Origin of the sequence: Desulfatitalea tepidiphila (genome assembly GCF_001293685.1) — a bacterium.
GTDB classification, from domain to species: Bacteria; Desulfobacterota; Desulfobacteria; order Desulfobacterales; family Desulfosarcinaceae; genus Desulfatitalea; species Desulfatitalea tepidiphila.
Genome location: NZ_BCAG01000001.1, coordinates 1 through 22,207, shown reverse-complemented (window position 1 = coordinate 22,207; position 22,207 = coordinate 1). Strand labels below are relative to the sequence as shown.

The following is a 22,207-nucleotide window of genomic DNA, read 5'->3' as shown; positions in this document are numbered from 1 at the left end:
GGCGCTCGGATTCACCGATAGAATGCAAATAGATTTCTGTCGTGGTCCGGTTCTCATGGCCGAGCAGGCGCTGGATCGATCCGATAAGAACGTTGACCTGATCGAGCATCGAGGGAACCGCCGTTGAAAACCTTCTGATCTTTTTGGCTAATTGCTGGCAACAGGGTTTTCTCTACCGCTGCGTTGGTTGGTCTTCTTTCTCTGTACCTTTGAAAAAATGCGGCACCAATCGAAGTAGTCCCAGGCCAACAATCAAAAAAGAGACGAGGATCACCCCCCGCCAGAAGATTCGATCGACAATCGCATCTACAGGCTCACGCAGACCTGAAATTTTCTGATCCCACGACTTGGATTCGAGCACCTGCAGCACCTGTTCGAGTAAGTGGGTCACGTGAACTGCGGCGCGTCCGGTTTCGATGGCCGCATCGCGCACGTCGGTCATGCGAAGGGGTTCCCCTTTGTCTTGCGGATCGAGCACAAATCGACCTACGACCGTGTCTATGGCGTTCACTGTTCCTGTCAGCTCATTGGCGAGCGTTCCGGAAACCGAAATCGTTTTATTGAGTTCGTCCATAAGATCCAGTATCTCGCTTTTCCGGGTCGCAAGGTCGTCCAGAAGCATTTTCCGCTCTTGGGCAAACCGCTGGAAGAGATGGTCGATGGCGGCCGCTCTTTCGGCCGACAGATTTGAAAAAAAGGCCGCCTGCTGTTTTCCCAAATCGTCTTGCAGCGTACCGACGCGCTCGGCCAATGCTTCGCTGAGCCGCTTGATCGATTGAACCGCCCCGAAGATCTGTACACCTTCAGTTTGGCCGGCGAGACGATATGCCGTGAGTTCGGCCTGCTCTCCAAGAAGGTAGGGATAACGGCCGGCGAACCAAAGCAGCCGTTCTCCGAGAAGGCGCGTCTCGTCGATAACAGCGCTGGCTTCGCCGATATCCTTGAGCAACCCTTTCGCTTTGCCCCGCAGTGGCAGTGCGCTTATCCTGCGTTCGTCCGTGAAATCCTCGAATCTTACCAGCGAAACGACCGTCTGGTCAGAATTCTCCGCTATCCACGCACCGATTAATTCATGTAATGTGCGCTCCTGATCTTCCGATAGTGTTTTTCGAGCTGAACCCCAAGCATGCGCTTCGGCGCGCTTCAGCCGTTGGACCGCAGGTATGCCAGCGCCGCCTATGCCTGCCGGTATCCAGTGCACCTCGAACGACCATGTCTGAAGAGAAGTCAGAACCAGCAGATCAAGTAAACTTACTGAAGGATTTGGACCTACCGCGATGTCAAGACTGGCGCCCACACCGTTCCGGAGAAATGACTGTGCGAGCCAGCGCCCTTTCGAATCCAGTTCGCCGCTGTGTAATAGCAAATATATGGACTCGCCGAGAGATGCGATATAATCGTCGGCCATGCTCATGACCAGCGCCTGTATTTTCAATGCCGCGCCGTCGTCCTGCCGCGTTTCCGTGGAAGAAGGCGTGGATGATGTCCTCAAAGCACAGGAGATAACAAGCACAAAGACCAGGGCAGAAGTGTAAAAGGATATGACTCGGCATGCGTTACGCCACTTTGACATCGGTCATGTCTCCATGAATCTTCTCGGAAAAGAATAACTATCCGTTCAAAAAAATCTAATCTCGTTTCTTCATGGTTTCCACCAATTCGTTCCAGAGGAAAATGGCATAAAACAAGGGAACATGGTCGCGGATTGCACTCGGCACCCAAAGTACCGATCCCAGGTCGCCACCTTCGGAAGCATCAGAAGCCTCTCCACAAGGCCCTTGGATCGCCAGCTCCCACTCGCCGTGGCCATCATCAGGACCCGTCTTGGGGGTGATCCGTCTGAGCTCCCCAACATGGCGAAATGATCCGGCAGGCGGGAGGCTTGCAAAAATATCGTTGCCATTGACGATCCGGAACGCTTTCGGTCGAAACCGCGATTCAAAGGTCCGATCTCCCACTCGCGGCGACCCGAAGGTGTAAAGCCCTTGTACAGTCTGCAACCGGTCGGCGGCGAGCGTTGCAAGCGCCGCACCCAAGCTATGGCCGGTAATCCAGATCTTGATACCTTGGTCCTGCAATCGTTCGGTCTCCTGAAGCAGTTCGTCCCAAACATCTTCCAGGGCGGCTTTGAAGCCGCTGTGAACCCTCCCCCCTGGGACCCATTCGGATAACCTAATGTCGATGTCGGTTTTTAAATCAGCCACGATCCGACGTGGATTGAAGGACTCGCCTCGCTTCCAGATCTCGCTGCCGCGAAACGCGATGATGGCGTAACGATTGTTCGCGGCGATAAAGCACTGGGTACTCGATCGGTTCAGGAATCTGATGTGTTTCAGGCCGGCCTGGGTGAATTGCGCTCTTACATAGGTCTCGTCCGCATAGACCAGCGTAGAAATTTCCGCCAACCACCAAGCATTGATCAAACTGAATGACGAGGCATTGTATTCGAACGGGAAAATCTGCCGAAACTGAAAATAGCTGTAGTCCTTGTAGGGCGGAGAAAGGTTCCTTAGGGTGATTTTGGGAACTTCCTTTTTGCAAATGAATGTTGCGCCGGGCGCATCATTGAAAAAACCAAGGGTGACAGACGCCACCATTACAAAGAGCCCGATAGAGAAAATGATTGATTTACAGCAATGGCTCAAATAGATCACCGAACTCCTTTCGAAGTTTGTAGAGCACATCGGAAGGCGCTTGGAATTCATTCGCTTCTTCCACTGTCACTGGGCGGCTATATGCCAGGTCATTTTCATAAAAAAATTTCGAAAGCTGAGTTGAAAGGATATCGCTCTCGAAAACAATAGCCGTTTCGCTATTGAGCTTTTCACTACGGGGATCTAGATTATAAGAGCCTACAAGTGCATAACGTCGGTCAAAGACAGCGTATTTTGCATGAATGGTCCCTTCGCTCTGATGTGTCTGGTCGTAACGCCGGCCGTGCCATTCCCAGATTTGGAGGCGACCGCCGCTTTTCTTAACCCCGCCCTCCTGGTTAAGGGACAAAAGCTTCTTGTAATACCCGCGCCCGACCATCGTCAATTCGGGCAAGTCATTCGTCTCGGGGCTATTGGTGAGAATCATCACTCGTAGTCCCCGGTCAACGGCATTTCTAACCGCATCGAAAAAGTCAGGGGAGGGAATGAAATAGGCGTTACAGATGATCACCTCACGCCGGGCATGGTCAAAAAGCTTCCGATAGGCCTGCTGGATATAAGTTTCCCCGAACCGAGGGCGATTGTGGAAAAAGCGGCAACGCGCGTTGACGTAATTCAGTTTGAGTTCCCTCTGCGCCATACGTTTGACCTGCTCGGCCAGCTCGGAGCGAATGACGTAGGAAACCGTTAGCTTCCCCGTCCCATCCAGCAGCTTTCGTGTTGCGTCCCAGTAGATATCGGTATTCAAAACACCCCGACTCTCCTTGATGTCAACAAAGTGCTGGTAGTTGCGGTCGAAAGCCGTCACCATGTCGGCCACGACAGCACCTCTGACGATAATGTCCTGATCGCGCCAGCACCGGTCAGGGTCCGCGGGATCGACGCGGAAATATTCGTTGGCGATATTCAACCCACCGACCACCGCAGCCCCCTGCCCCGTTTCGCCATCCACGATCCACATTTTTTCATGGTAACGGTGGTTCGGCGCCTCGGGATCCTTTAGCGGCGATAAAAATGGCACCGGCACCTCGTTGAACCACTCGAGATAGAGAGATTCGTAACCCTGGACTTCTATGCCGTGCTGCTTCAAATCGAAATACATCCACTGAGTCTGCAAACCAAGGTTCGATGGCGCGTCCACGATCACGCGGACGTCGAGACCTTCAGCTTTTTTCCGCTTCAGGATTTCCGCAATATGAAGCCCAGATTCATCTGCCCAAAATACAAGCGCCTGGATGCGAATCGATCTCTTGGCTTTTTCAAGCAACTGAACACGGGCTGTGAAGGAAGTGTCGCCGTTTTTCAGAAAGGCCAACTGATTGGACTTGGGCTCATGCGGGTCGAACAGGCCGCGAAGTGCCGGGTCGCCAAGCGGACTTTCAGCATATTCATGGCGAGGACCGAACACCGGCGCCGAACGGCTGCCGGGGTTGGGGTTTTCAAACCGCGGCATCGGAGGCGGCGGAGCGCCGCTGCCGGATATGGGTGGCGCCCCAACCTTACTCCCGCAACCCAGCAGGGCCAGGGCAAGGATAAAGTCGATTATAAATCGCCCGCATCTGTTCTTCATAAGACCTCAACCCGGCATCAAATCGGTTATTTGATCAAACTAGTTTCCTTGAAATATCTGAGCGCCCCGGGATGAAGCGGCGCACTGAGCCCTTCCAGCATCCCCTCCTTCGTCAAATGGTGAAGGGCTGGATGCTGTTGCCGAAACATCTCCAGATTTTCAAATACTTCCTTGGTAAGGGCATACACCACCTCCGCCGACATTTTGGATGAGGTGCACAGCGTTGCGGCAACACCCACCGAGATCACGTCCGCCGGGTTCTCCGATACCGGATAGAGTGTTCTCACCGGAATGGCTGTTTTGGTGTAAAAGCTGCTGCTCCCAACCAATTTGTCGATGATCCGACTGGAAATGGGAACAATATGGGCCTTGCGCTGGCCGGACAACGCTTTTTGAATCGTTTCACTCGGATGTCCCAAAGTCGAAAAAAACGCGTCAATACGATGGTCCAGCAGCAGTTCCGGTGCTTCGAAAGCCTCAATTTCGTAAAGCAGCATATCTTTCTTTGGATCTAAGCCCGCGGCTTCGAGGACGTCGATAGCATTCCGATGTTGGCCGGAGCCCGGATTGCCGATATTGACCCTTTTGCCTTTGAGATCCTCAATTTGAGCGATGCCCGCATCCATTGCCGCCACTAGCGTCACGGTTTCATGATGAAGGCTGAAAACGCTGCGCAGCTCTTGCTGGGGCCCTCTTTCCAACCATTCAGTTAACCCATTGACGGCCTGGAATTGTTTATCGGCCTGCGCCAGACCGAATTCCAGATACCCTGCCAGGATTGCATTCAGATTGAACACCGATCCGGGTGTTGACTCAACCGTTGCCCGAATTCCATATTGGCTGCGCTTCTGATTGACTATCTTCGCGATAGCCAGGCCGGCTGGAAAATAGACACCCGACAAATCGCCGCTGCCAATCGTTACAAAGACATCCTCGGCTTTAAGTTCTACCGGATCTATATTCAAGAAACAGGTTGCAACAAAACAAACAACGAGAAAAGCCGCTGTCCTTTTCTTCATCGAAACCCCTCTGCAGTTCCGAGTGGTGCCGGCGTATTCCAGTCGAAACCGGCACCGTTGCCACTCAAAGGAAATTTCATTATGCTCCAGACACTTCAAAGGCGTTTGCAGGCGAAGGAGATACGGCTATTTTCCGTTTGAAGACCCCAGGTGGAATGTCTCAGGCCTCTCCCAGTCGAGATCTTTGAGTTGGTTCATGGCAATAGGCCCCTGGTCGAGAATCAGTACGGTCCGGTATCCGTCCGTAAAGTATGGATCGCCGGTCAGGTTGATTCTCGGATTCGATGGCCTGGCGCGCCCCACACCTTTCACAAAACCGACTTTGGCAAGCATCTGGGAATATATCAAATCTTCGATCAGCGCGTGACGCGCTTCGTCGACGTCAGGGTCAATCTTGTGGGTGACAGGCGGCCATGCTTTCAGCGTAAAGCGCACGCCGATGTCGCGGCTGATTTGTCCGACAAAGACAGGCTTACCGTTGAAGCGCAAGTTGCTATACCACAGGCGCAGATGGTTGCGCTCGTGAATGTCACGGCGTGGTTTCTGACGGGCAAAATCCTGGCCACGGCCGAAATAATATAGTGGACTCACCGGCGAATATCGGTAGCGGGAACCAAAGAGAAACGACTTAATCGTCTTCCATACCGCGGTGGCGTAGGTATCCTCGGCAGGCAGCCAGCCCTTGCGGGCAAACGCGGCTGCCACGTCTATGAAGTCTCCGATGATAACGAGGTTGATGGGGTCGCCCAATTTGGTGCCGTCCTTGTCGGTGGTGCAACATGGCAACTGTTCCAGCGCGGCCCTGAGAGCGTCTTCAGTGACATCGGCAATCTGCTCCTCCGGATAGAGACTTTTGAAATCCACCCTCCGATAATCGACGCGCATACCGGGAATTTCGACGAAGAAGGTAAAAAACTTGACCTGTTCGGCTGCAATGAGATCGATTTGTACCACCTTTTCGCCTTCATCGAGATTCGTATAGATGAAGCCCGATACCGCCGTGTTCGGTAAAATCGGGTTCCGGAAATTCATCGACCTGAAAAACCGTTCCATGTCATCTCGATAAACGCCAAACAGACCTCCCCGTACCGTGTAAACCGCTTCTAAAGGCGAAAAGTGGTTGGGGTCCGTTGCGGTACTGATGAGGTAATAAGCGTCGTTGCTGTGGTTTTCAACTTTCACCCAGACCGGTTGAATCTCCCTGCCGATCAAATTGGCATTGAAGAGGACCCGAGCCTCTTCGGCGGTCGGAACAGCCGCTGTCACTCGTATGTCGTGGTCGGATTTCGACAGCGCACGGTCCCGGAATCTGACCTCATTGATCGAGCCCGGTTTGAAAGAGGATGGCGACTGCAATAAAGCGCAACCACTTATCAGGATCATGAAAAGGAAGGTCGACAGGATCCTGGGGATACTCCTGGCAATGTCTTTTTTATTTTTGAGAGTTATCTTCGGAAGGATTATTGCCATAACCTGTGTCCAAGGCCCCTGCTTAATTACAAGCGCTCATGTCGGCAATGACGGCACCACCGCTTCAATATGATTTAACCTTTGCAAGTCTGCCGTGCGCTATTCAAACTTCGCCAAAGCCTCTTTGTAGGCATCGTAAAGGGCTTTGTATGCTTCGGCAAAACCTTGCTTGGCTGAATCCCAGGAACTCGTGGAGGCATTGGCCAATTCGTCCAACTTTTTTGAAGCTTCAGCACGCTTCTGCTTCAAACTTTTCAGTTCCTGGTCATAGGCTTTTCGGGTTTCACCTGAGGCCTTGGCAGCATCGGCCTCTAACTTCTCGATCTCTGTATCCGTTTTGGCCAGCAGTGCTTGTCCATGCTTAATGGCGTCATCTTTCTTTTCTGCCAAATAAGATTTGATGGTTTTCAATGTCTCCTCGGCCGTGACAGCCAAACTGGAAGTCGATTCCGCAGCCGCGGATAGATTGGGCTTCGTGAACGCCACCATCAGCGGAATGATGAGAATCATCAAAATCGTTGTTTTTACCATGAAAACCTCCCTTAATTTTAAGATAAATTCATATGCTGCCTACTTAATTCGAAGCGAAAAGGCGCAAGGCGAGGTGGTACGTATCAGCTTGAAGATTTAAGGACTTCGTTCCGGCATCGCAGCTTATGCCAATACGGTGGGTCTATGGAATCAGCTGGTGAGCTGCTTTTATTTCCCGATGCAAGGACCCAGCAAAACATCAATGAGCTTCAGCGCCTCCTCCGGAAAAGCATGGTCAATCCAAACACTGAATGGCATTCGAAAACTGAATATAAAAAATAAATTATATATATTTAGCTGAAATATGGTTTGTCAAGATCCGACATTTCCTTTTTACTTTGCCTTTTTTTACCTTGGGTCTCAAGCGCCTTTTTGACTGATCCTGAACATCGAGTTTTGGACTTGAAGAGGGGCTTGCCATGATAATGATCAATTGAGCAACGGTGGATAAACCTTTTGTTTACAGAGTACACCGCTTGTTGGATGGTTGTACGGATGACTTGAGCGGATTCTCGGCACCCAAATTGGCATGAATCTGTGTGTGAAAAAGCTTCCAAAACTGACCAAAATATGTAAAATAGGCAGAATTAAAAGGAGCGCTCAAAGGCAACGGGCGCTCCTTTTTTCTTTTAAAGGCGCGGCATCGAGGCTAAAATCGACAAAACCGCCTTTATGTCATATGGTAAGCAACATTATTTTTCAAAGCCCGCTAATCGGGCCCGGGAGAATACCGATATGGCCGATACAGAATCCAAAGCCCCTTCCAACTTCATCCAAACCATCATCGAAGAGGACTTGAAGGCCGGCAAAAATGACGGCCGGGTGGCCACCCGCTTTCCGCCGGAGCCCAACGGCTACCTGCACATCGGCCATGCCAAGTCCATTTGTCTGAACTTCGGCCTGGCGCAAACCTACAACGGCACGTGCAATCTGCGCTTCGACGACACCAACCCCACCAAGGAAGAGGTCGAATATGTCGATGCCATCAAGGAGGATGTGCGCTGGCTGGGTTTCGACTGGCAGGATCGGGAGCACTACGCTTCGGACTATTTTGACCAGCTGTACGATCTGGCCGTCCGCCTGATCAAGGAGGGCAAGGCATATGTGGATAGCTTGAGCGCCGATGAGATCCGCCAATACCGGGGCACGCTGACCGAACCGGGCAGGAACAGCCCGCATCGCAACCGGTCGGTCGAGGAAAACCTCGATCTGTTCGAACGCATGCGCAACGGTGAGTTCGAGGACGGCCGGCATGTGTTGCGGGCCAAGATCGACATGGCCCATCCCAACATGCTTATGCGCGACCCGACCCTGTACCGCATCCGCAAGGCCGCCCATCACCGCACCGGCGACCGGTGGTGCATCTATCCCATGTACGACTTCACACACTGCCTCTCCGACGCCATCGAATGCATCACCCACTCGATCTGCACCCTGGAGTTCGAAAACAACCGGGCCCTTTACGACTGGGTTCTGGATCAGCTGGCCATGCCCTGCCGGCCGCGCCAATACGAATTCGCCCGGCTGAATCTGACCTACACCGTGTTGAGCAAGCGCAAACTGATCCAACTGGTTCAGGAGGGCCACGTGAGCGGCTGGGACGACCCGCGCATGCCCACCATTTCGGGCATCCGCCGCAGGGGCTACACGCCCGAAAGCATTCGCACCTTCTGCGAACGCATCGGCGTGGCCAAGGCCAACAGCATCGTGGACGTGGCCCTGCTCGAACACACGATCCGTGAAGACCTGAACCGCCGGGCGCCGCGCATGATGGCGGTGTTGCGCCCCCTCAAGGTGACCATCAAAAACTACCCGGAGGGGCGGACGGAAATGCTGACGGCCGTCAACAATCCGGAGGATGCGGCCATGGGCACCCGCCAGGTGCCCTTTTCCCGAACGCTCTATATCGAACGGGAAGACTTCATGGAGGATCCGCCCAAGAAGTACTTCCGTCTGGCGCCCGGCCGGGAGGTGCGCCTGCGCTATGCCTACTTCATCACCTGCACGCAAGTGATCAAGGATCCCCGCAGTGGTGACATCGTCGAGCTGCGCTGCACCTACGATCCGGCCACCCGGGGCGGCGACGCGCCCGACGGCCGCAAGGTCAAGGCAACGTTGCACTGGGTTTCGGCCGAGCACGCCGTGCCGGGGCAGGTGCGCCTCTACGACCGGCTCTTTGTCAAACCGGATCCGGATGAACGCGAGGACGGCAAGACTTTCATCGACTTCCTCAACCCCGATTCACTGGACGTGCTGGACGACTGCCGGCTCGAACCGGAATTGGCCGAAGCCAAACCCGGTGCGATCTTCCAATTCGAACGACTCGGATACTTCTGCGCCGACAGCAAGTTGTCGTCCCGCGACCACCTGGTCTTCAACCGCACGGTGACCTTGCGGGACGCCTGGGCGAAAATCGCCGGCAATAAATAGAGATCTGGCGGCAGAACAGAGAGCCAACCATGTCTGACAGCAGTTCCGAAGAACGCTCGGCCCTGTTCGTGGCCACATTGACCTCGTTCATGGCGCCGTTCATGCTGTCGGCCGTCAACGTGGCCCTGCCGGCGATCCAGGCCGAACTCGATGTGGACGCCATAACATTGAGCTGGATTCCGACCGCCTATCTGCTGGCCACCGCCGTCCTGCTGGTGCCCATCGGCAAGGTGGCGGACCGCTATGGGCGGCGGAAGATCTTCACCGCCGGCCTGGTTTTCTACACTCTCTCTTCCACCCTCATCGCCTGGGTCCCCACGGCCGCCTGGTTGATCGGGATGCGCATCGTCCAGGGGTTCGGGGCTGCCATGTTCATCACCACCGGCATGGCCATACTGAGCGCCGTATTTGCACCTGAACGACGCGGCCGGGCCATCGGCCTCTATGTGGCGGCCGTCTATATCGGCCTCTCGCTGGGGCCTTTTGCCGGTGGGCTTTTGAGCCAGCACGTGGGATGGCGAAGCATTTTTCTTCTGATGCTGCCCCTGGGGAGCGCATCGGTCTGGGTCACCCTGCATTTTCTCAAAAGGGAGTGGGCCGAAAGACGCGACCTGCCGTTCGATCTGATCGGCAGCGTGCTCTATGCCATGGCCATCTGTGCCCTGATCTATGGTGCCATAGATTTGCCGGCCCAGGGCGCCTGGGCCCTGGTTGCGTTGGGCGTGGTGGGCATCGGACTGTTCGTTTGGCGTGAAAAAAGAGCCGCCGATCCGATCTTCGATATCGCTCTTTTCCAACAGAATCGGACGTTCGCCCTCTCCAGCCTGGCGGCCTTGATCAACTACGCGGCCACATATGGCGTCACCTTCCTGCTCAGCCTCTTTCTGCAGTACATCAAGGGCCTCTCTTCCCAGACCGCCGGCATTGTACTGGTGGCGCAGCCCGTCGTGATGGCGTTGTTTTCGCCGCTGGCCGGCCGGCTGGCCGACCGCATCGAACCCCGATGGATCGCCACTCTGGGCATGCTGATCACCGCCATCGGACTGGCCGGATTGATCCCCCTGAATCCAGATACGCACATCATCTATATTATCTGCGATCTTATGTTACTCGGCTTCGGCTTCGCCCTTTTCTCTTCGCCCAATATGAGCGCCATCATGGGATCCGTGGCTCCGCGCCACTACGGCATTGCCTCGGGAACGGTGGCCACCATGCGCCTGCTGGGCCAAATGGTCAGCATGGCCACCGCTGCGGTCGTGCTGGCACACTTCATCGGCAGAGCGCCCATCGGACCTGACAATTACCCGCTTTTCATCGAAAGCACCCAGATGATTTTCCTGGTATTCTTGTTGATTTGCATACCAGGGATCTACTTTTCATTTTCGCGCGGCGCCTTGCGAAAGCAGGTGCCGGGAGCAGAATAGGAGTCCATCATGAAATTCATCGGCGCTCACGTCAGTACCAGCGGCGGTGTGGAAAACGCCCCCCTCAATGCCCACGCGATCGGGGCCACCGCATTTGCCCTTTTCACCAAAAACCAACGCCAGTGGCATGCCAAGCCCCTGGAGCCGAAGAGCATCGACGCATTTCAACGCAACTGCAGTGAATTCGGCTACACACCCGAGCGGATATTGCCCCACGACAGCTACCTGATCAATTTGGGCCACCCGGAGGAAGAGGGATTGGAAAAATCCCGCAAGGCTTTTATGGACGAGTTCCAGCGCTGTGAACAGCTGGGGTTGATCTACCTGAACTTTCATCCCGGCAGCCATTTGAACCAAATCAGCGAATCCCAATGCCTCGCGCGGATCGCCGAATCGATCAACCTGGCCATCGAGAGTACTCGCCATGTGGTGGCAGTCATCGAGAATACGGCCGGCCAGGGCACCAATGTGGGCTTTCGCTTCGAACACCTGGCCGAGATCATCGACCGGATCGAAGATCAATCACGGGTGGGGGTATGCCTGGACACCTGCCATGCCTATGCTTCAGGGTATGATATCAAAACCGAGGCCGGTTACGCGGATACCTTTGAAAAATTCGACCGCATCGTCGGCTTTTCTTATCTAAAAGGCATGCATTTGAACGATTCCAAGAAAGACCTCACCAGCCGGGTGGACCGGCACGAAAGCATCGGCAAAGGCACATTGGGCGTGGAAACTTTCCGCAGGATCCTGCAGGACGACCGCTTCGACGGAATTCCGCTGATCCTGGAGACGCCGAACGACGCCCTGTGGCCAGATGAAATCAGGTTGCTGAAGGGTTTTTTTGCCGAAGGTGGGGCGTGAAGCAATGTCTGCGCGCTGATGATCCCTGCCGGTGAACCATCGAAAAGATGAAGTAAAGGGGGGCAGGCGCGTTCGGCGGATGCCCCTTTTTCAAGCGGTGTCGGGAAAGGTTAAACCACGGTCACATTGACCGCAGCCGGTCCCTTTTGACCCTGCTCCACGGTAAAGGTCACGCGATCGCCTTCATGGAGTGTCCGAAAACCTTTGGCGTTGATACCCGAATGATGAACGAACACATCGGGTCCGTCTTCCTGCTCAATGAAACCGTAGCCTTTTTTCTCGTTAAACCATTTAACGGTGCCGTTGGCCATAGTGGCGTCCTCCTTTCATAAAATTCTCTTGGTCCCAAACTTCAGGTCGCCACGCGGCATGTCGCACCTTCAGCTTAAAACCGGCCTCGAATAGACGGCAGGCCTTTAAAAGATTGAAAATATTTTATTCGATGGCCGGTCGTTGTCAAGAGTTTTGAAGTGTTTCATGTTGACAATGCCAGGGGCATGAGGATAGGTGTGCATAACTTTAACGCGATGAGGTAGCGCTCATTGCAGGTTGGATGAAACACACAATCCAGGAGGCCGCCAATGAGCGATTTCGTCAATCCGAACGACCTTGATTTCAAAGTCGACACCCGAAACCTTTACCGGGAAGAATCCATCACCGATCTGAAAGTGGCCGCCATCCGGCGCATGACACCCATCACCCCCGATGGCAGCGACGACCCCACCCGCAGCCCCATCTTCGTCGCCAGCACCCAATTGATGACACCCGAGGGACCACTGCCGCTCCAGGCGCGCCTGCAAGCCAACAACCTTAAAGAAGCATATGAAGAGTTTCCAAAAGCCATGAAAATGGCGTTGAACGAAGTCGTGGCCCAGGTCGAAAAGCTACAGCGGCAACAGGCCGCAAACAAAAGGGATGACTCCCGCATCATCGTTCCGGGGAGATAACCGCTCCATTTGAACATAACGGCATGACAGAGCGAAAGACGGCTCAACCGGGAGATCCACCCCGCTCCCCCAGGTCGACCGTGGATCCGTCGGGTGCGTTCGTGCGGACCGAAGGGCCGGGACTGATGCAGAGTTGCTCCATCCGTGCGGATATGAGAGCCACCTCCTCTGTCGTCAGGGGCCTGGGCCGGACATACTGAAATAGCGCTTCAAATTGCGTCGGGTTGATGACGGATATGCCTTCGGCCGAGGTTCGCTTGATGCGCCACCCTGGAAGGGCGACGATGGCGCGAGCGGCCAGTGGAATGTCCAGGGCTTCGGAGAGCCATTCGGAGAGCTTTTCCGCATCCTCACAGGCCTGGGAGACCGTCTCATGATCCTCCTTGCCGGGGAAAAAAAGTGCCCGCCCGTCATAGGTGGCCGTGTCATGGGTGTTTAAATCGGCCTGAAAGGCGCTCAACCCAATGGCTGTTTGCACGACGAACACCCCCTTGGGACCGACGAGAATGTGATCGATCGCCCTGTCTCCCAGGCGGCAATCGGTAAACACCATGAATCCGCGCAGTTTCAACTCGGAAACACGCTCGGCCACCATGGCCTTGGCATCATGGAGCCAGCGGATCCGGCTCAGGTCGCGGCCCGTTGCCCGCCACTTCAAAACCGCGCACCCCCACATGATCAACCCCAGGGTGCCCGCCATGGCCACCCCCTCAGCCGCCGGCGCGGTGGACTGGAAGAACACAAAGACCCCATAGGCAACGGCGAATATCAGCGGTGTCCCCATGGCCGCCAGGAGGGCCATATCCACCCCCATCCGGCCCTTTTCGATCTGTGCCTTCAACCCCGCCAACGACGGGACCCGTTCTCCTTGCGTAGGGACTGTCACATGGGGCAATCGTTTGCCGCGCACTTTGAAAGAAAGGAACAGGATTCCCCAAAGCACCAGGGTGGCCCCCACGGACCAGGCAGGTCCTTTCAGCCAGGATGATATCGCGGTATGCATCGGTCTATTGGCTCATTCTACTTGGCGGCCCATTCTATTTGCAGGCCCATTCTATTGGACGGCCATGTCGATTTGGCAGCCTGTTCGATTTGAAAAAACAGGGACGCTTATATCTGATCGGGATGCAGGACACCAGTTAAATTGCGTCCGGCCTTTTCCGATCGCCGACCGGCTGTGCCACCTGCCGGGGGGCAAGTAATTCTAACTGAATGAAATTCACCCTGAAGGGCATGCTTTCCCGGCGTTGTTTGCGATGAAAATTCGTATGGCATCACTCATGGCAGGGCCGGGTGGGACAGGTGGCCAGGGCCACGTCAGCCAGCGGTCGCTAGTGCCGGTTCAATGCAAACGGCGGACAAGCGGCCCAGGCTGTTTGAGCGCAGCGAGTTTCTGGGCCGCCCGCCGTGCATTTTACCGGCACTTGACCGCTTGGCGTGTGGCATCGGCCAACTGTCCCACCCGGGCCGGGTCTAACGAATGGCGTTCAGTAAGAATCGTTGCCGGAGACTTGACTTGGATCGCCGGCATGGTACTTTAGCCGGCAACTTTCATCGAGGGAAACCTGCTTCCATGGCCGACCGACCCACTTTCTGCGATCGTGTGACCCAACGCTGCGGGGACGATTTCAAGCGGTGTTCACAATGCGTCAATTGCAGCACCCAATGCCCCTTCGCAACGGCCATGCGCCATGGCCCCAATGGCATCATCCGCCTCATTCAATACAATCTGGCGCTGGAGGTGCTGGAGAGCCCGGATATCTGGCCCTGCATTCACTGTCGGGTGTGCGCCATCGTCTGCCCCATGGCCATCGACATTCCGGCCCTCATGGCGTTCCTCAGGGAGATGGCCATCGAAGAGGGCGTCGGTATCGATGAAAAGGCCATCGCCAGATTCCACCGTCTGGCCGCCACCTTCAAACCCTCCGATGACACGGGCGATTGAGACTGCAATTCAAAAACTCGCTTCGACCGCCCCCCCGCACAACCGCGAACCGATGATCAAGATGACCTGAGCCGTTCCACCACGGCAAGCAAATCCGCCAAAGGCCCGGTGAAATCGGCGCTGTAGGTTTGCCCCAGGCGTATGTTGCGCCCCCGGGTGACGGCGCTGTAGTCGACGGCGCCGGCCTCGTTGGTCAAATAGGTGGCCATGCCCGCACTGCCCGCCACCATGTCGTTGACCGCATCGTTGCCCACCATGATGCAGGCCTGGGGCGGTCTACCGATCGCGTCGCTGATCTGGTGGTAATACTCGACCCGCGGCTTCACATAGGTCGAATTGTCCAGGTGGGTGATCCATCGGAAGCGACGGCGATCCAGTCCGGCCCACTGCATTCTCTTCTCCTGGGCGATCTGCGGGAAAAGGGGATTGGTGGCCACCACCAGCTCCATGCCCCAGTCATCCAATTGATCGAGGACCCGATCCAGGCCGGCAGGGGGCGCCGCCTCCACCGGCACCTTTTCATACTCTTCTTCGTAAAACCGCATGAAACGTTCCCAGACCGCCTGCCGTACCGCCCCATCCCCGTCACAGAAGGTGTCCAGAAAAAATTCCCGGTTGCTCACCTCTCCATTGTTCCGAAGCAACCCGCGGATCCCTCTCAACAACCGGTCCCGAAACTGATCTTCGGGAATCAAATCGGCAAAAAAGGGGATGATCCGCTCCATGTATCGCAGATAAAAAGCGGTTTCATCGAACAGGATCATCGTATTGTCCAGATCCAGCAGAACGGCCTTGATCTTCATCGTAACGGATATCCTTTCCAACAATGGCTAACGCGATGGCGGCTGCCGGCGGACCGGCCAGGCGGTCAGGGCGATGCCGCTGAATATCATTATCATTCCGAGCAGGTGATGCAACTGGAGCCGTTCGCCCAGAAATGCGGCCGCCATGACGATCGAAAAGACCGGCATGAGATGGAAAAACACCCCGGCCCGATTGGCGCCGATCATGTCCACCCCGCGATTCCAGAAAATGTAAGCCAGCACCGATGGAAAGACGCAGACATAGGCGATGGCGGCCAGGCTGGGGGCTGAGAGGGCAAATCCGCCCTCCACCCATAGCTCCCAGATATAAAAAGGTAGCAGGAAGAGAAGCCCGAAGGCCATCAGGGCGGTCAAGAACACCAGGGGATCCATCTGCATGGGCCTCAGCCGCAGCATGACCGAATAGATGGCCCACGACACACCGGCACCCAGGGTCCACAAATCTCCACTGGAAAAGGCCAGGTTCTGTATGACGCGCCAGTCGCCCCGGGTGATCAGAAAAACCAGCCCGCCCATGGATATCAACACCCCGAAGACCTGCCGGCGCGCCATGCGCACACGGAAAAAGAGCCATGCGGCCAGGGCGATGAAGATGGGGACCATGGCATTGAGCAGCACCGTGTTGGTGGTGGTGGCCGATTGCAGGGCCCGGTATATGAAAGCGTTGAAAATGGTGATCGAAGGAATGCTCATCAGCGCCAGCAAGGGCCAATGGCGTCGGACCAGGGGCCACTGCCGGATCGTCCGAGACCACGTGAACGGCAGCAGCACGGCAAAAGCGCCGGCCCAGCGCCAGAAATTGAGACTGACCGGCGGGATCAATTCGCGGATCCCCCTGCCGAGCACGAAGTTGCCCGACCAGAACAGCACGGTCAGGGTCAACAGCAGGTAGGGCATCCAGGCCGCGGCTCTGCGTTGCGCCATTGTCGATCTTTCTTCATCGTTTCATCGGTTTCATCGTTGCACGGGCGTCCATCTGCGTCCGGGTCTCACCAATACCACCGCTCGCGGTTTAAAAAATGTACCATCATCCCACGCGATGGACAAGGACTCCGACAAAGCGCCCCTCAAGGCTTCCCATGCATCGTGCGGTAAAACCAGTTCCAATCTCGCCCCGTATTTGATAATCACAGCCCATGATCATCAAATCTGCCGAATTTGTCACCAGTGCGGTCAAGCCCGAACAGTATCCGCCTCCCGACCACCCCGAAATCGCCTTCGCGGGGCGATCCAACGTGGGCAAATCCTCACTGATCAATCGATTGATCCAGCGCAAGCGTCTCGTCAAGACCTCTTCTACGCCCGGACGCACCCAGCTGATCAATTTTTTCATCATCAACGCCGATTTGTTGCTGGTGGATCTGCCCGGGTACGGCTACGCCAAGGTGCCCGAGGCCGTGAAGAAGAAGTGGGGCCCCATGGTTGAAACCTACCTGTCGCAGCGGGACAACCTGGAAGCCGTCGTCGTGCTCATGGACCTGCGCCGCACGCCGGGTGTGGAGGAACACCACCTTTTCGACTGGCTGCGCCATTACAGGATCACGGCCATACCGGTGTTGACCAAGAGCGACAAGCTATCGAAAACCCAGCAGAAAAAACAACGCGACGCGGCGGCCCGCACACTGGATCTACCCAGCGACCAACTGACCCTCTTTTCGGCCAAAACCGGCCTGGGCCGGGAGGATCTCTGGCGCCGCATCGAAGCGTCCCTTCAGGAAAAGCCATGAACCCAACCACCTCCCCAGATAGTTACGACAACTTCAAGTCCGGCTTTGTGGCCATTGTCGGTGCGCCCAATGCCGGCAAATCGACTCTGCTCAATCGCATGCTCGGGCAGAAAATCGCCATCACCAGCAAAAAGCCGCAAACCACCCGCAATCGTATCCTGGGGGTCCTGGATCGACCCCAGGCCCAGCTGATCTTTCTCGACACCCCGGGCATCCACCGGGCCGAAAAACTGCTCAATGTGCGCATCGTGGACGTGGCCCTGGCTGCCCTGGCGGACGCCGATGTGGCGCTGGTCATGCTGGATGTCGCCACGCCCAACAGCGACGCCGAAGCCTATCTCATCGAAAAACTCGGCACAGTGGCCACGCCCACCGTGCTGGCCCTGAACAAAATCGATCTGATCGCCAAACCCGAACTGCTCGCCGTGATCGACCATTGGTCGAAGAGCCATGCCTTTCAGGCCATCGTTCCCATCTCGGCCGAAAAGGGCGACCAGGTGGACGCGTTGATCGACACCCTCGTCCGGTTGATGCCCGCCGGTCCACCGTTCTATCCACCCGGCAGTCTGACCGACATGTCCGAACGCTTCATCGCCGCGGAGATGATCCGGGAAAAGGCCTTCCGCCTGACCGGCGAAGAGGTCCCCTATGCCGTGGCCGTCACCATCGATGCCTTCAAGGAGGAAAAAAACGGACGGCTGATCGCCATCGATGCGACCCTGCATGTGGAGCGCGATTCCCAGAAAGGCATCCTGATCGGCAAGGGCGGACGCAAACTCAAGGAGATCGGCGAGGCGGCGCGCAAGGAGATCGAACGCATGGTGGGCGCCCAGGTCTTCTTGAAACTGTTCGTCCGGGTGCAGAAAAACTGGAGCCGGGACGCCAAGGCACTCGAACGATTCGGTTATTGACATGTGATGATTCTATCGTTTCACCCCATCATCGAAGCGGACGAGAACCGGATCTGCGCCGGACGCGATCCAGGGGCCGACGACTTGGCGGCCATCCGGAGGGCCGATGCGGTCATCCTGCCCCAGGGATGCCGGGAATCGCTCTACCGCATGGCCCGCGCCAACTGCGCGCACATCTTTCCCAATCTGGATGTGCGTTTCGATTACCCCGGCAAAAGGGGACAGATCCGCCTGTTTCGCGAATATGGCGTCGCCCATCCGCCGACGGCCCTGTATGACACACTGGCAGACTACCACAGCCGCGCGCCCGAAATCGAATTGCCGGCCGTGGTCAAGCTCGACTGGGGCGGCCAGGGCGACACCATCTTCCGGGCCGCGGACCAACACGAGATGCAGGCGGCCCTGGACCGTGTGCGGGCCTGCGAGAGAACCGGTCAGACCGGGTTTCTCGTCCAGGCGTACGTCCCCACCACGCAGCGCGCCCTTCGGGTGACCGTCATCGGCCTGCGCCTGATCTCCTACTGGCGTATCATGCCCACCGAAAACCGTTTCGGCTGCAGCGTGGCGGCCGGTGCTCGCATCGATTTCGAGAGCGATCCGGCCCTGACCGCCGCGGCACAGGAGGTCGTCATTGATTTTTGCAACCGCAGCGGCCTCCAACTGGCCGGATTTGATTTCATTTTCGACACGCACCGCCTGGCCGACGGGCGAATCGAACCCCTCATGCTGGAGATCAACTATTTTTTCGGCCGCACCGGTCTGGGCGGATCGGAGGCCTACTACCAGATCCTCACCCAGGCCGTCGGTGCCTGGCGGTCGACCTTAAAATTGCAGAAGTTCTAACTCAATGTGAGTCAGACTGACGGGCATGCATTCCAGAAGTTGTTTGAAAAAAATTCGTAGCGCAACGGTCATGGCAGGCCCGGGTGGGGCAGGTGGCCAGGGCCACGTGACCCATGCGTTGTAGTGCCGGTTGAATGCAACCGGCGGACAAGCGGCCCAGACTGTTTGAGCGCAGCGAGTTTCTGGGCCGCCCGCCGTGCATTTTACCGGCACTTGGCCGCTTGGCGTGTGGCATCGGCCACCTGCCCCGCCGGACCGGGTCTAATGAATTGCATTCAGGTCGAATCGCTGCGAACGGTGCAGAAGGCTTGATTTTTCTGCGTATTTGGATAAACTCGTCTCTTTGCCGCAGAAACATCCGGCTCCCTTACGGAAAACGACGCCCATGGCTAAAAGCAAACGTCCCAGCCCCTATGCATTCGACCAGGAAGCCTCGGAAATCAGCGCCGAGAGAAACAAGGCGCGTGACCTGCGGGCCTCCCAATGGTGGAAGCGCCGTTGCGCCAAGGGCCAATGCTACTGGTGCCTGCAATCCGTGCCGGCCCGGGAGCTGACCATGGACCACATCGTGCCGCTGGCACGGGGCGGCAAGACCACCAAAAGCAATGTCGTGCCGGCCTGCAAGACGTGCAACACCAAGAAGAAGCAACTGCTGCCCATGGAATGGGAAGCCTATCTGATCTCGATCCGCCAACCTGCCGATGGAGAGAACGATGCCTGACACGCAACCGCCGGTCGGTGTTCTGGTCGTTGATGACGAACCGAGAATCCGCGACGCGTTGATGCGTGTGCTGGGCCCCATGGGATTCAAAACCGAGACCGCCGGACGGGGAAAAGAGGCGCTCGACATCCTGTCCCGCGAGGCGATCGACATCGTGCTGCTCGACCTCAAACTGCCGGACATCAACGGCATGGCGGTGCTGGGCACGATCCGTGAACGTCATCCGCATATCGTGGTGATCATCATCACCGGCTTCGGCACGGTCCAGACCGCGGCCGAGGCCATGCGCAACGGCGCCTACGACCTGCTGCCCAAACCCTTTGAACCCGACCAGCTGCGCATCGCCATCAACCGGGCCCTGGAAAAGATGCGCCTGGAACGCGCCGCGCTTCAGCTCGAACAGGAACGGTTGCGCACGCTTTCGGATCTTTCGCTGGAGAAGAGCCGCGTCCACACCATTATCAACGCCCTGCCCATCGGCGTCATGGTCACCGATACCCAAGGCGAGGTGGTTCTGATCAACCCCGCGTTTGCCCAATATATGGAACTGCCCGCCGACACCGGCGCTGGCCGGCCGCTGAACGCCTATGTTCACGACGAAGGGCTGCGCCGCCTGATCATGGAGTTTTCCCAGGGATGCCATGTCGATACGGAAGAGGGCCCCACCTACGAATTCAGCGTGGGCGAGGAGAGATACCTCTTTGCCCGGGGAAAGCCGGTTTTGGGGGCCCGGGGACAGTGCCTGGGGGCCGTGGTCACCATCGTGGATATCACCGCCATGAAGGCCCTCGATCGCCTCAAGCGGGAATTCGTGGCCAAGGTGTCGCATGAGCTGCGGTCACCCCTGTCCACCATCCACGAACAGCTGGCCATGGTGCTCACCGACCTGGTGGGGCAGCTTTCCGCCGCGGATGCCCACCTGCTGGCCCGCGCAAAGGAAAAGACCCAGGGACTGATCTCTCTGATCGGCGATCTGCTGGATCTCTCCCGCATCGAATCCGGCGTGGTGAGCGAGGCGCCGGCACGGGTGCAACCGGAAGAGATCATCGAAAATATCGTCTCGTTTCTCAATACCAAAGCCGCCGGCAAACAACAGACCATCTCGCTGCACCGGCCTAGGAAGGCCCTGCCGGCCCTCCTGGCCGACCCGCTGGCCCTGGAGAGTATTTTCGGCAACCTGATCACCAACGCCATCAACTACACGCCCGAGAAAGGCGCCATCGATATCTTCCTGGAGGAGAACGGCGGGTTTGTCGAAGTGCGGATCCAGGACAACGGCTTCGGCATGGAGACGCGCCACCTGGAGAAGATCTTCGAGCGGTTCTATCGCGTCAAAACCGAAAAAACGCGCTACATCACCGGCACCGGCCTGGGGCTGCCCATCGCCAAAGGCCTGGTGGATGCCATGGGCGGCCGGATCCGGGTTCAAAGCGCGCCGGACCAGGGCAGCACCTTTACCGTCCTGTTGCCGATCCGCCCTGACAAATAATCAACGCGTCGGCCGTTCGCGCTCCGCTGCCTCAGGGACATGGCGCAGTATGGCCGAGATCCGCCGGGCACCCCATTTGACATCTTCCAGAATCATGTAGATCGACGGCACCAGGGCCAGGGTGATCACGGTGGCGAACACGACACCGAAACCCAGGGAGATGGCCATGGGGATGAGAAAGCGTGCCTGGCGGGAGGTTTCGAAAATCATGGGGGCCAACCCGCCGAAGGTGGTCAGGGTGGTCAACATGATGGGGCGGAAGCGCATCTGCCCGGCCTGGAGGATGGCTTCATAGGCGGTCATCTCGCGGATACGGTTGCGATTGGCCATGTCGATGAGCACCAGCGAATCGTTGATCACCACGCCGGTCAGGGCCACCACGCCGAACATGCTCATCAGGCTCAGGCTGTAGCCCATGATCAGGTGACCGACGACGGCGCCCACGATCCCGAAGGGAATGGAGATCATGATGATGATGGGCTGGATGTAGCTGTTGAGGGGGATGGCCAGGACGGCGAAAATCACCAGCAGAATGGCCAACTCCCCCTTGAGCAGGGCCTGTATGCTCTTACGCCGGTCGGCGTGCTGTCCCTCCAGGCTGTAGTTCAACCCGGCATACTTGCGCTGCAGTTCGGGCAGCACGTTTCTGATCACGTCGGCGAGCACCAGGTCGGCCTGGCTGCGCGGCTCTACGTCGGCCGTAACGGTGACGATTCGGCGCCCTTCACGCCGGTTGATGTCGGTGTAGGCCCGGCCCCGACTGAGATCCACGGCGGCCACGAGCGGCAGCTCGCCGCCGCCGGGCGTTCGCAGCACCATCTCTTCGAGATAGTATTCG

21 protein-coding genes are annotated in these 22,207 nt (G+C 56.9%); 10 read left to right on the top strand and 11 right to left on the bottom strand.

Features of this window, described 5'->3' with window-relative positions; genetic code table 11:
- Positions 1–172 precede the first annotated feature (172 nt).
- The 6 genes from DFT_RS00105 to DFT_RS00080 form a co-directional block, all read right to left on the bottom strand.
- Positions 173–1,573 (bottom strand): hypothetical protein, encoded by a 1,401-nt coding sequence (locus DFT_RS00105; RefSeq protein ID WP_054029224.1) that lies wholly within the window; start codon positions 1,571–1,573, stop codon positions 173–175.
- 55 nt (positions 1,574–1,628) lie between these two features.
- Complete coding sequence (locus DFT_RS00100) at positions 1,629–2,654, bottom strand: lipase family protein (RefSeq protein WP_054029223.1); 1,026 nt, start codon at positions 2,652–2,654, stop codon at positions 1,629–1,631.
- A complete protein-coding gene (locus DFT_RS00095; protein ID WP_054029222.1) occupies positions 2,629–4,224 on the bottom strand; it encodes a phospholipase D-like domain-containing protein in 1,596 nt (531 codons plus the stop codon). Before DFT_RS00095 ends, DFT_RS00100 begins: the two co-directional genes overlap by 26 nt.
- A gap of 26 nt (positions 4,225–4,250) precedes the next feature.
- Positions 4,251–5,243: a TAXI family TRAP transporter solute-binding subunit gene (locus DFT_RS00090; protein ID WP_054029221.1), complete on the bottom strand. Its 993-nt coding sequence runs from the start codon at positions 5,241–5,243 to the stop codon at positions 4,251–4,253.
- 126 nt (positions 5,244–5,369) lie between these two features.
- The gene (locus tag DFT_RS00085) at positions 5,370–6,713 is read right to left on the bottom strand and encodes an LssY C-terminal domain-containing protein (protein ID WP_076750312.1); all 1,344 of its coding nucleotides are present in this window, start codon (positions 6,711–6,713) and stop codon (positions 5,370–5,372) included.
- A 99-nt stretch (positions 6,714–6,812) separates the two neighbouring features.
- Entirely contained in the window at positions 6,813–7,244 is a 432-nt protein-coding gene (locus DFT_RS00080; protein WP_054029219.1) for a sll1863 family stress response protein, read from the bottom strand.
- Positions 7,245–7,979: 735 nt separating this feature from the next.
- Here DFT_RS00080 and DFT_RS00075 point away from each other — a divergent pair.
- From DFT_RS00075 to nfo, 3 genes are read left to right on the top strand one after another with little or no spacing between them, the layout of a single operon-like run.
- A complete protein-coding gene (locus DFT_RS00075; RefSeq protein WP_054030026.1) occupies positions 7,980–9,674 on the top strand; it encodes a glutamine--tRNA ligase/YqeY domain fusion protein in 1,695 nt (564 codons plus the stop codon).
- A gap of 29 nt (positions 9,675–9,703) precedes the next feature.
- On the top strand, positions 9,704–11,098 hold the full coding sequence (locus DFT_RS00070) for an MFS transporter (RefSeq protein ID WP_054029218.1): 1,395 nt from the start codon (positions 9,704–9,706) through the stop codon (positions 11,096–11,098).
- A gap of 9 nt (positions 11,099–11,107) precedes the next feature.
- Entirely contained in the window at positions 11,108–11,962 is an 855-nt protein-coding gene (gene nfo, locus DFT_RS00065) for a deoxyribonuclease IV (protein ID WP_054029217.1), read from the top strand.
- A 110-nt stretch (positions 11,963–12,072) separates the two neighbouring features.
- Here the strand turns inward: nfo and DFT_RS00060 are convergent, their stop codons facing one another.
- Positions 12,073–12,273 (bottom strand): cold-shock protein, encoded by a 201-nt coding sequence (locus tag DFT_RS00060; protein WP_054029216.1) that lies wholly within the window; start codon positions 12,271–12,273, stop codon positions 12,073–12,075.
- 270 nt (positions 12,274–12,543) lie between these two features.
- On the opposite strand from DFT_RS00060, the gene DFT_RS00055 reads away from it, so the two are divergent.
- On the top strand, positions 12,544–12,909 hold the full coding sequence (locus DFT_RS00055; RefSeq protein ID WP_054029215.1) for a hypothetical protein: 366 nt from the start codon (positions 12,544–12,546) through the stop codon (positions 12,907–12,909).
- A gap of 43 nt (positions 12,910–12,952) precedes the next feature.
- Here the strand turns inward: DFT_RS00055 and DFT_RS00050 are convergent, their stop codons facing one another.
- Entirely contained in the window at positions 12,953–13,912 is a 960-nt protein-coding gene (locus tag DFT_RS00050; RefSeq protein ID WP_054029214.1) for a nuclease-related domain-containing protein, read from the bottom strand.
- 570 nt (positions 13,913–14,482) lie between these two features.
- Between DFT_RS00050 and DFT_RS00045 the strand changes: the two genes are divergently transcribed.
- The gene (locus DFT_RS00045; RefSeq protein ID WP_054029213.1) at positions 14,483–14,854 is read left to right on the top strand and encodes a 4Fe-4S dicluster domain-containing protein; all 372 of its coding nucleotides are present in this window, start codon (positions 14,483–14,485) and stop codon (positions 14,852–14,854) included.
- A gap of 56 nt (positions 14,855–14,910) precedes the next feature.
- Here the strand turns inward: DFT_RS00045 and DFT_RS00040 are convergent, their stop codons facing one another.
- Together DFT_RS00040 and DFT_RS00035 are read right to left on the bottom strand one after the other, a co-directional pair.
- Positions 14,911–15,657: an HAD family hydrolase gene (locus DFT_RS00040; RefSeq protein ID WP_054029212.1), complete on the bottom strand. Its 747-nt coding sequence runs from the start codon at positions 15,655–15,657 to the stop codon at positions 14,911–14,913.
- A 27-nt stretch (positions 15,658–15,684) separates the two neighbouring features.
- On the bottom strand, positions 15,685–16,602 hold the full coding sequence (locus DFT_RS00035) for a DMT family transporter (protein WP_200906991.1): 918 nt from the start codon (positions 16,600–16,602) through the stop codon (positions 15,685–15,687).
- A 212-nt stretch (positions 16,603–16,814) separates the two neighbouring features.
- On the opposite strand from DFT_RS00035, the gene yihA reads away from it, so the two are divergent.
- The 5 genes from yihA (at position 16,815) to DFT_RS00010 (ending at position 21,369) form a co-directional block, all read left to right on the top strand.
- Positions 16,815–17,405 carry a ribosome biogenesis GTP-binding protein YihA/YsxC gene (gene yihA, locus DFT_RS00030; protein WP_054029211.1) on the top strand — a complete coding sequence of 197 codons (591 nt, stop codon included), beginning with the start codon at positions 16,815–16,817 and terminating at the stop codon, positions 17,403–17,405.
- Positions 17,402–18,316, top strand: a complete 915-nt coding sequence (gene era, locus DFT_RS00025) for a GTPase Era (RefSeq protein WP_054029210.1) — start codon at positions 17,402–17,404, stop codon at positions 18,314–18,316. Before yihA ends, era begins: the two co-directional genes overlap by 4 nt.
- Before the next feature lie 6 nt (positions 18,317–18,322).
- Entirely contained in the window at positions 18,323–19,159 is an 837-nt protein-coding gene (locus DFT_RS00020; protein ID WP_054029209.1) for an ATP-grasp domain-containing protein, read from the top strand.
- 385 nt (positions 19,160–19,544) lie between these two features.
- On the top strand, positions 19,545–19,880 hold the full coding sequence (locus DFT_RS00015) for an HNH endonuclease (protein ID WP_054029208.1): 336 nt from the start codon (positions 19,545–19,547) through the stop codon (positions 19,878–19,880).
- A complete protein-coding gene (locus DFT_RS00010) occupies positions 19,873–21,369 on the top strand; it encodes an ATP-binding response regulator (RefSeq protein WP_076750311.1) in 1,497 nt (498 codons plus the stop codon). The genes DFT_RS00015 and DFT_RS00010 overlap by 8 nt, the downstream gene beginning before the upstream one ends.
- Here DFT_RS00010 and DFT_RS00005 read toward each other — a convergent pair.
- A partial coding sequence (locus DFT_RS00005; protein ID WP_152971808.1) for an efflux RND transporter permease subunit occupies positions 21,370–22,207 on the bottom strand: 838 nt, incomplete at its 5' end.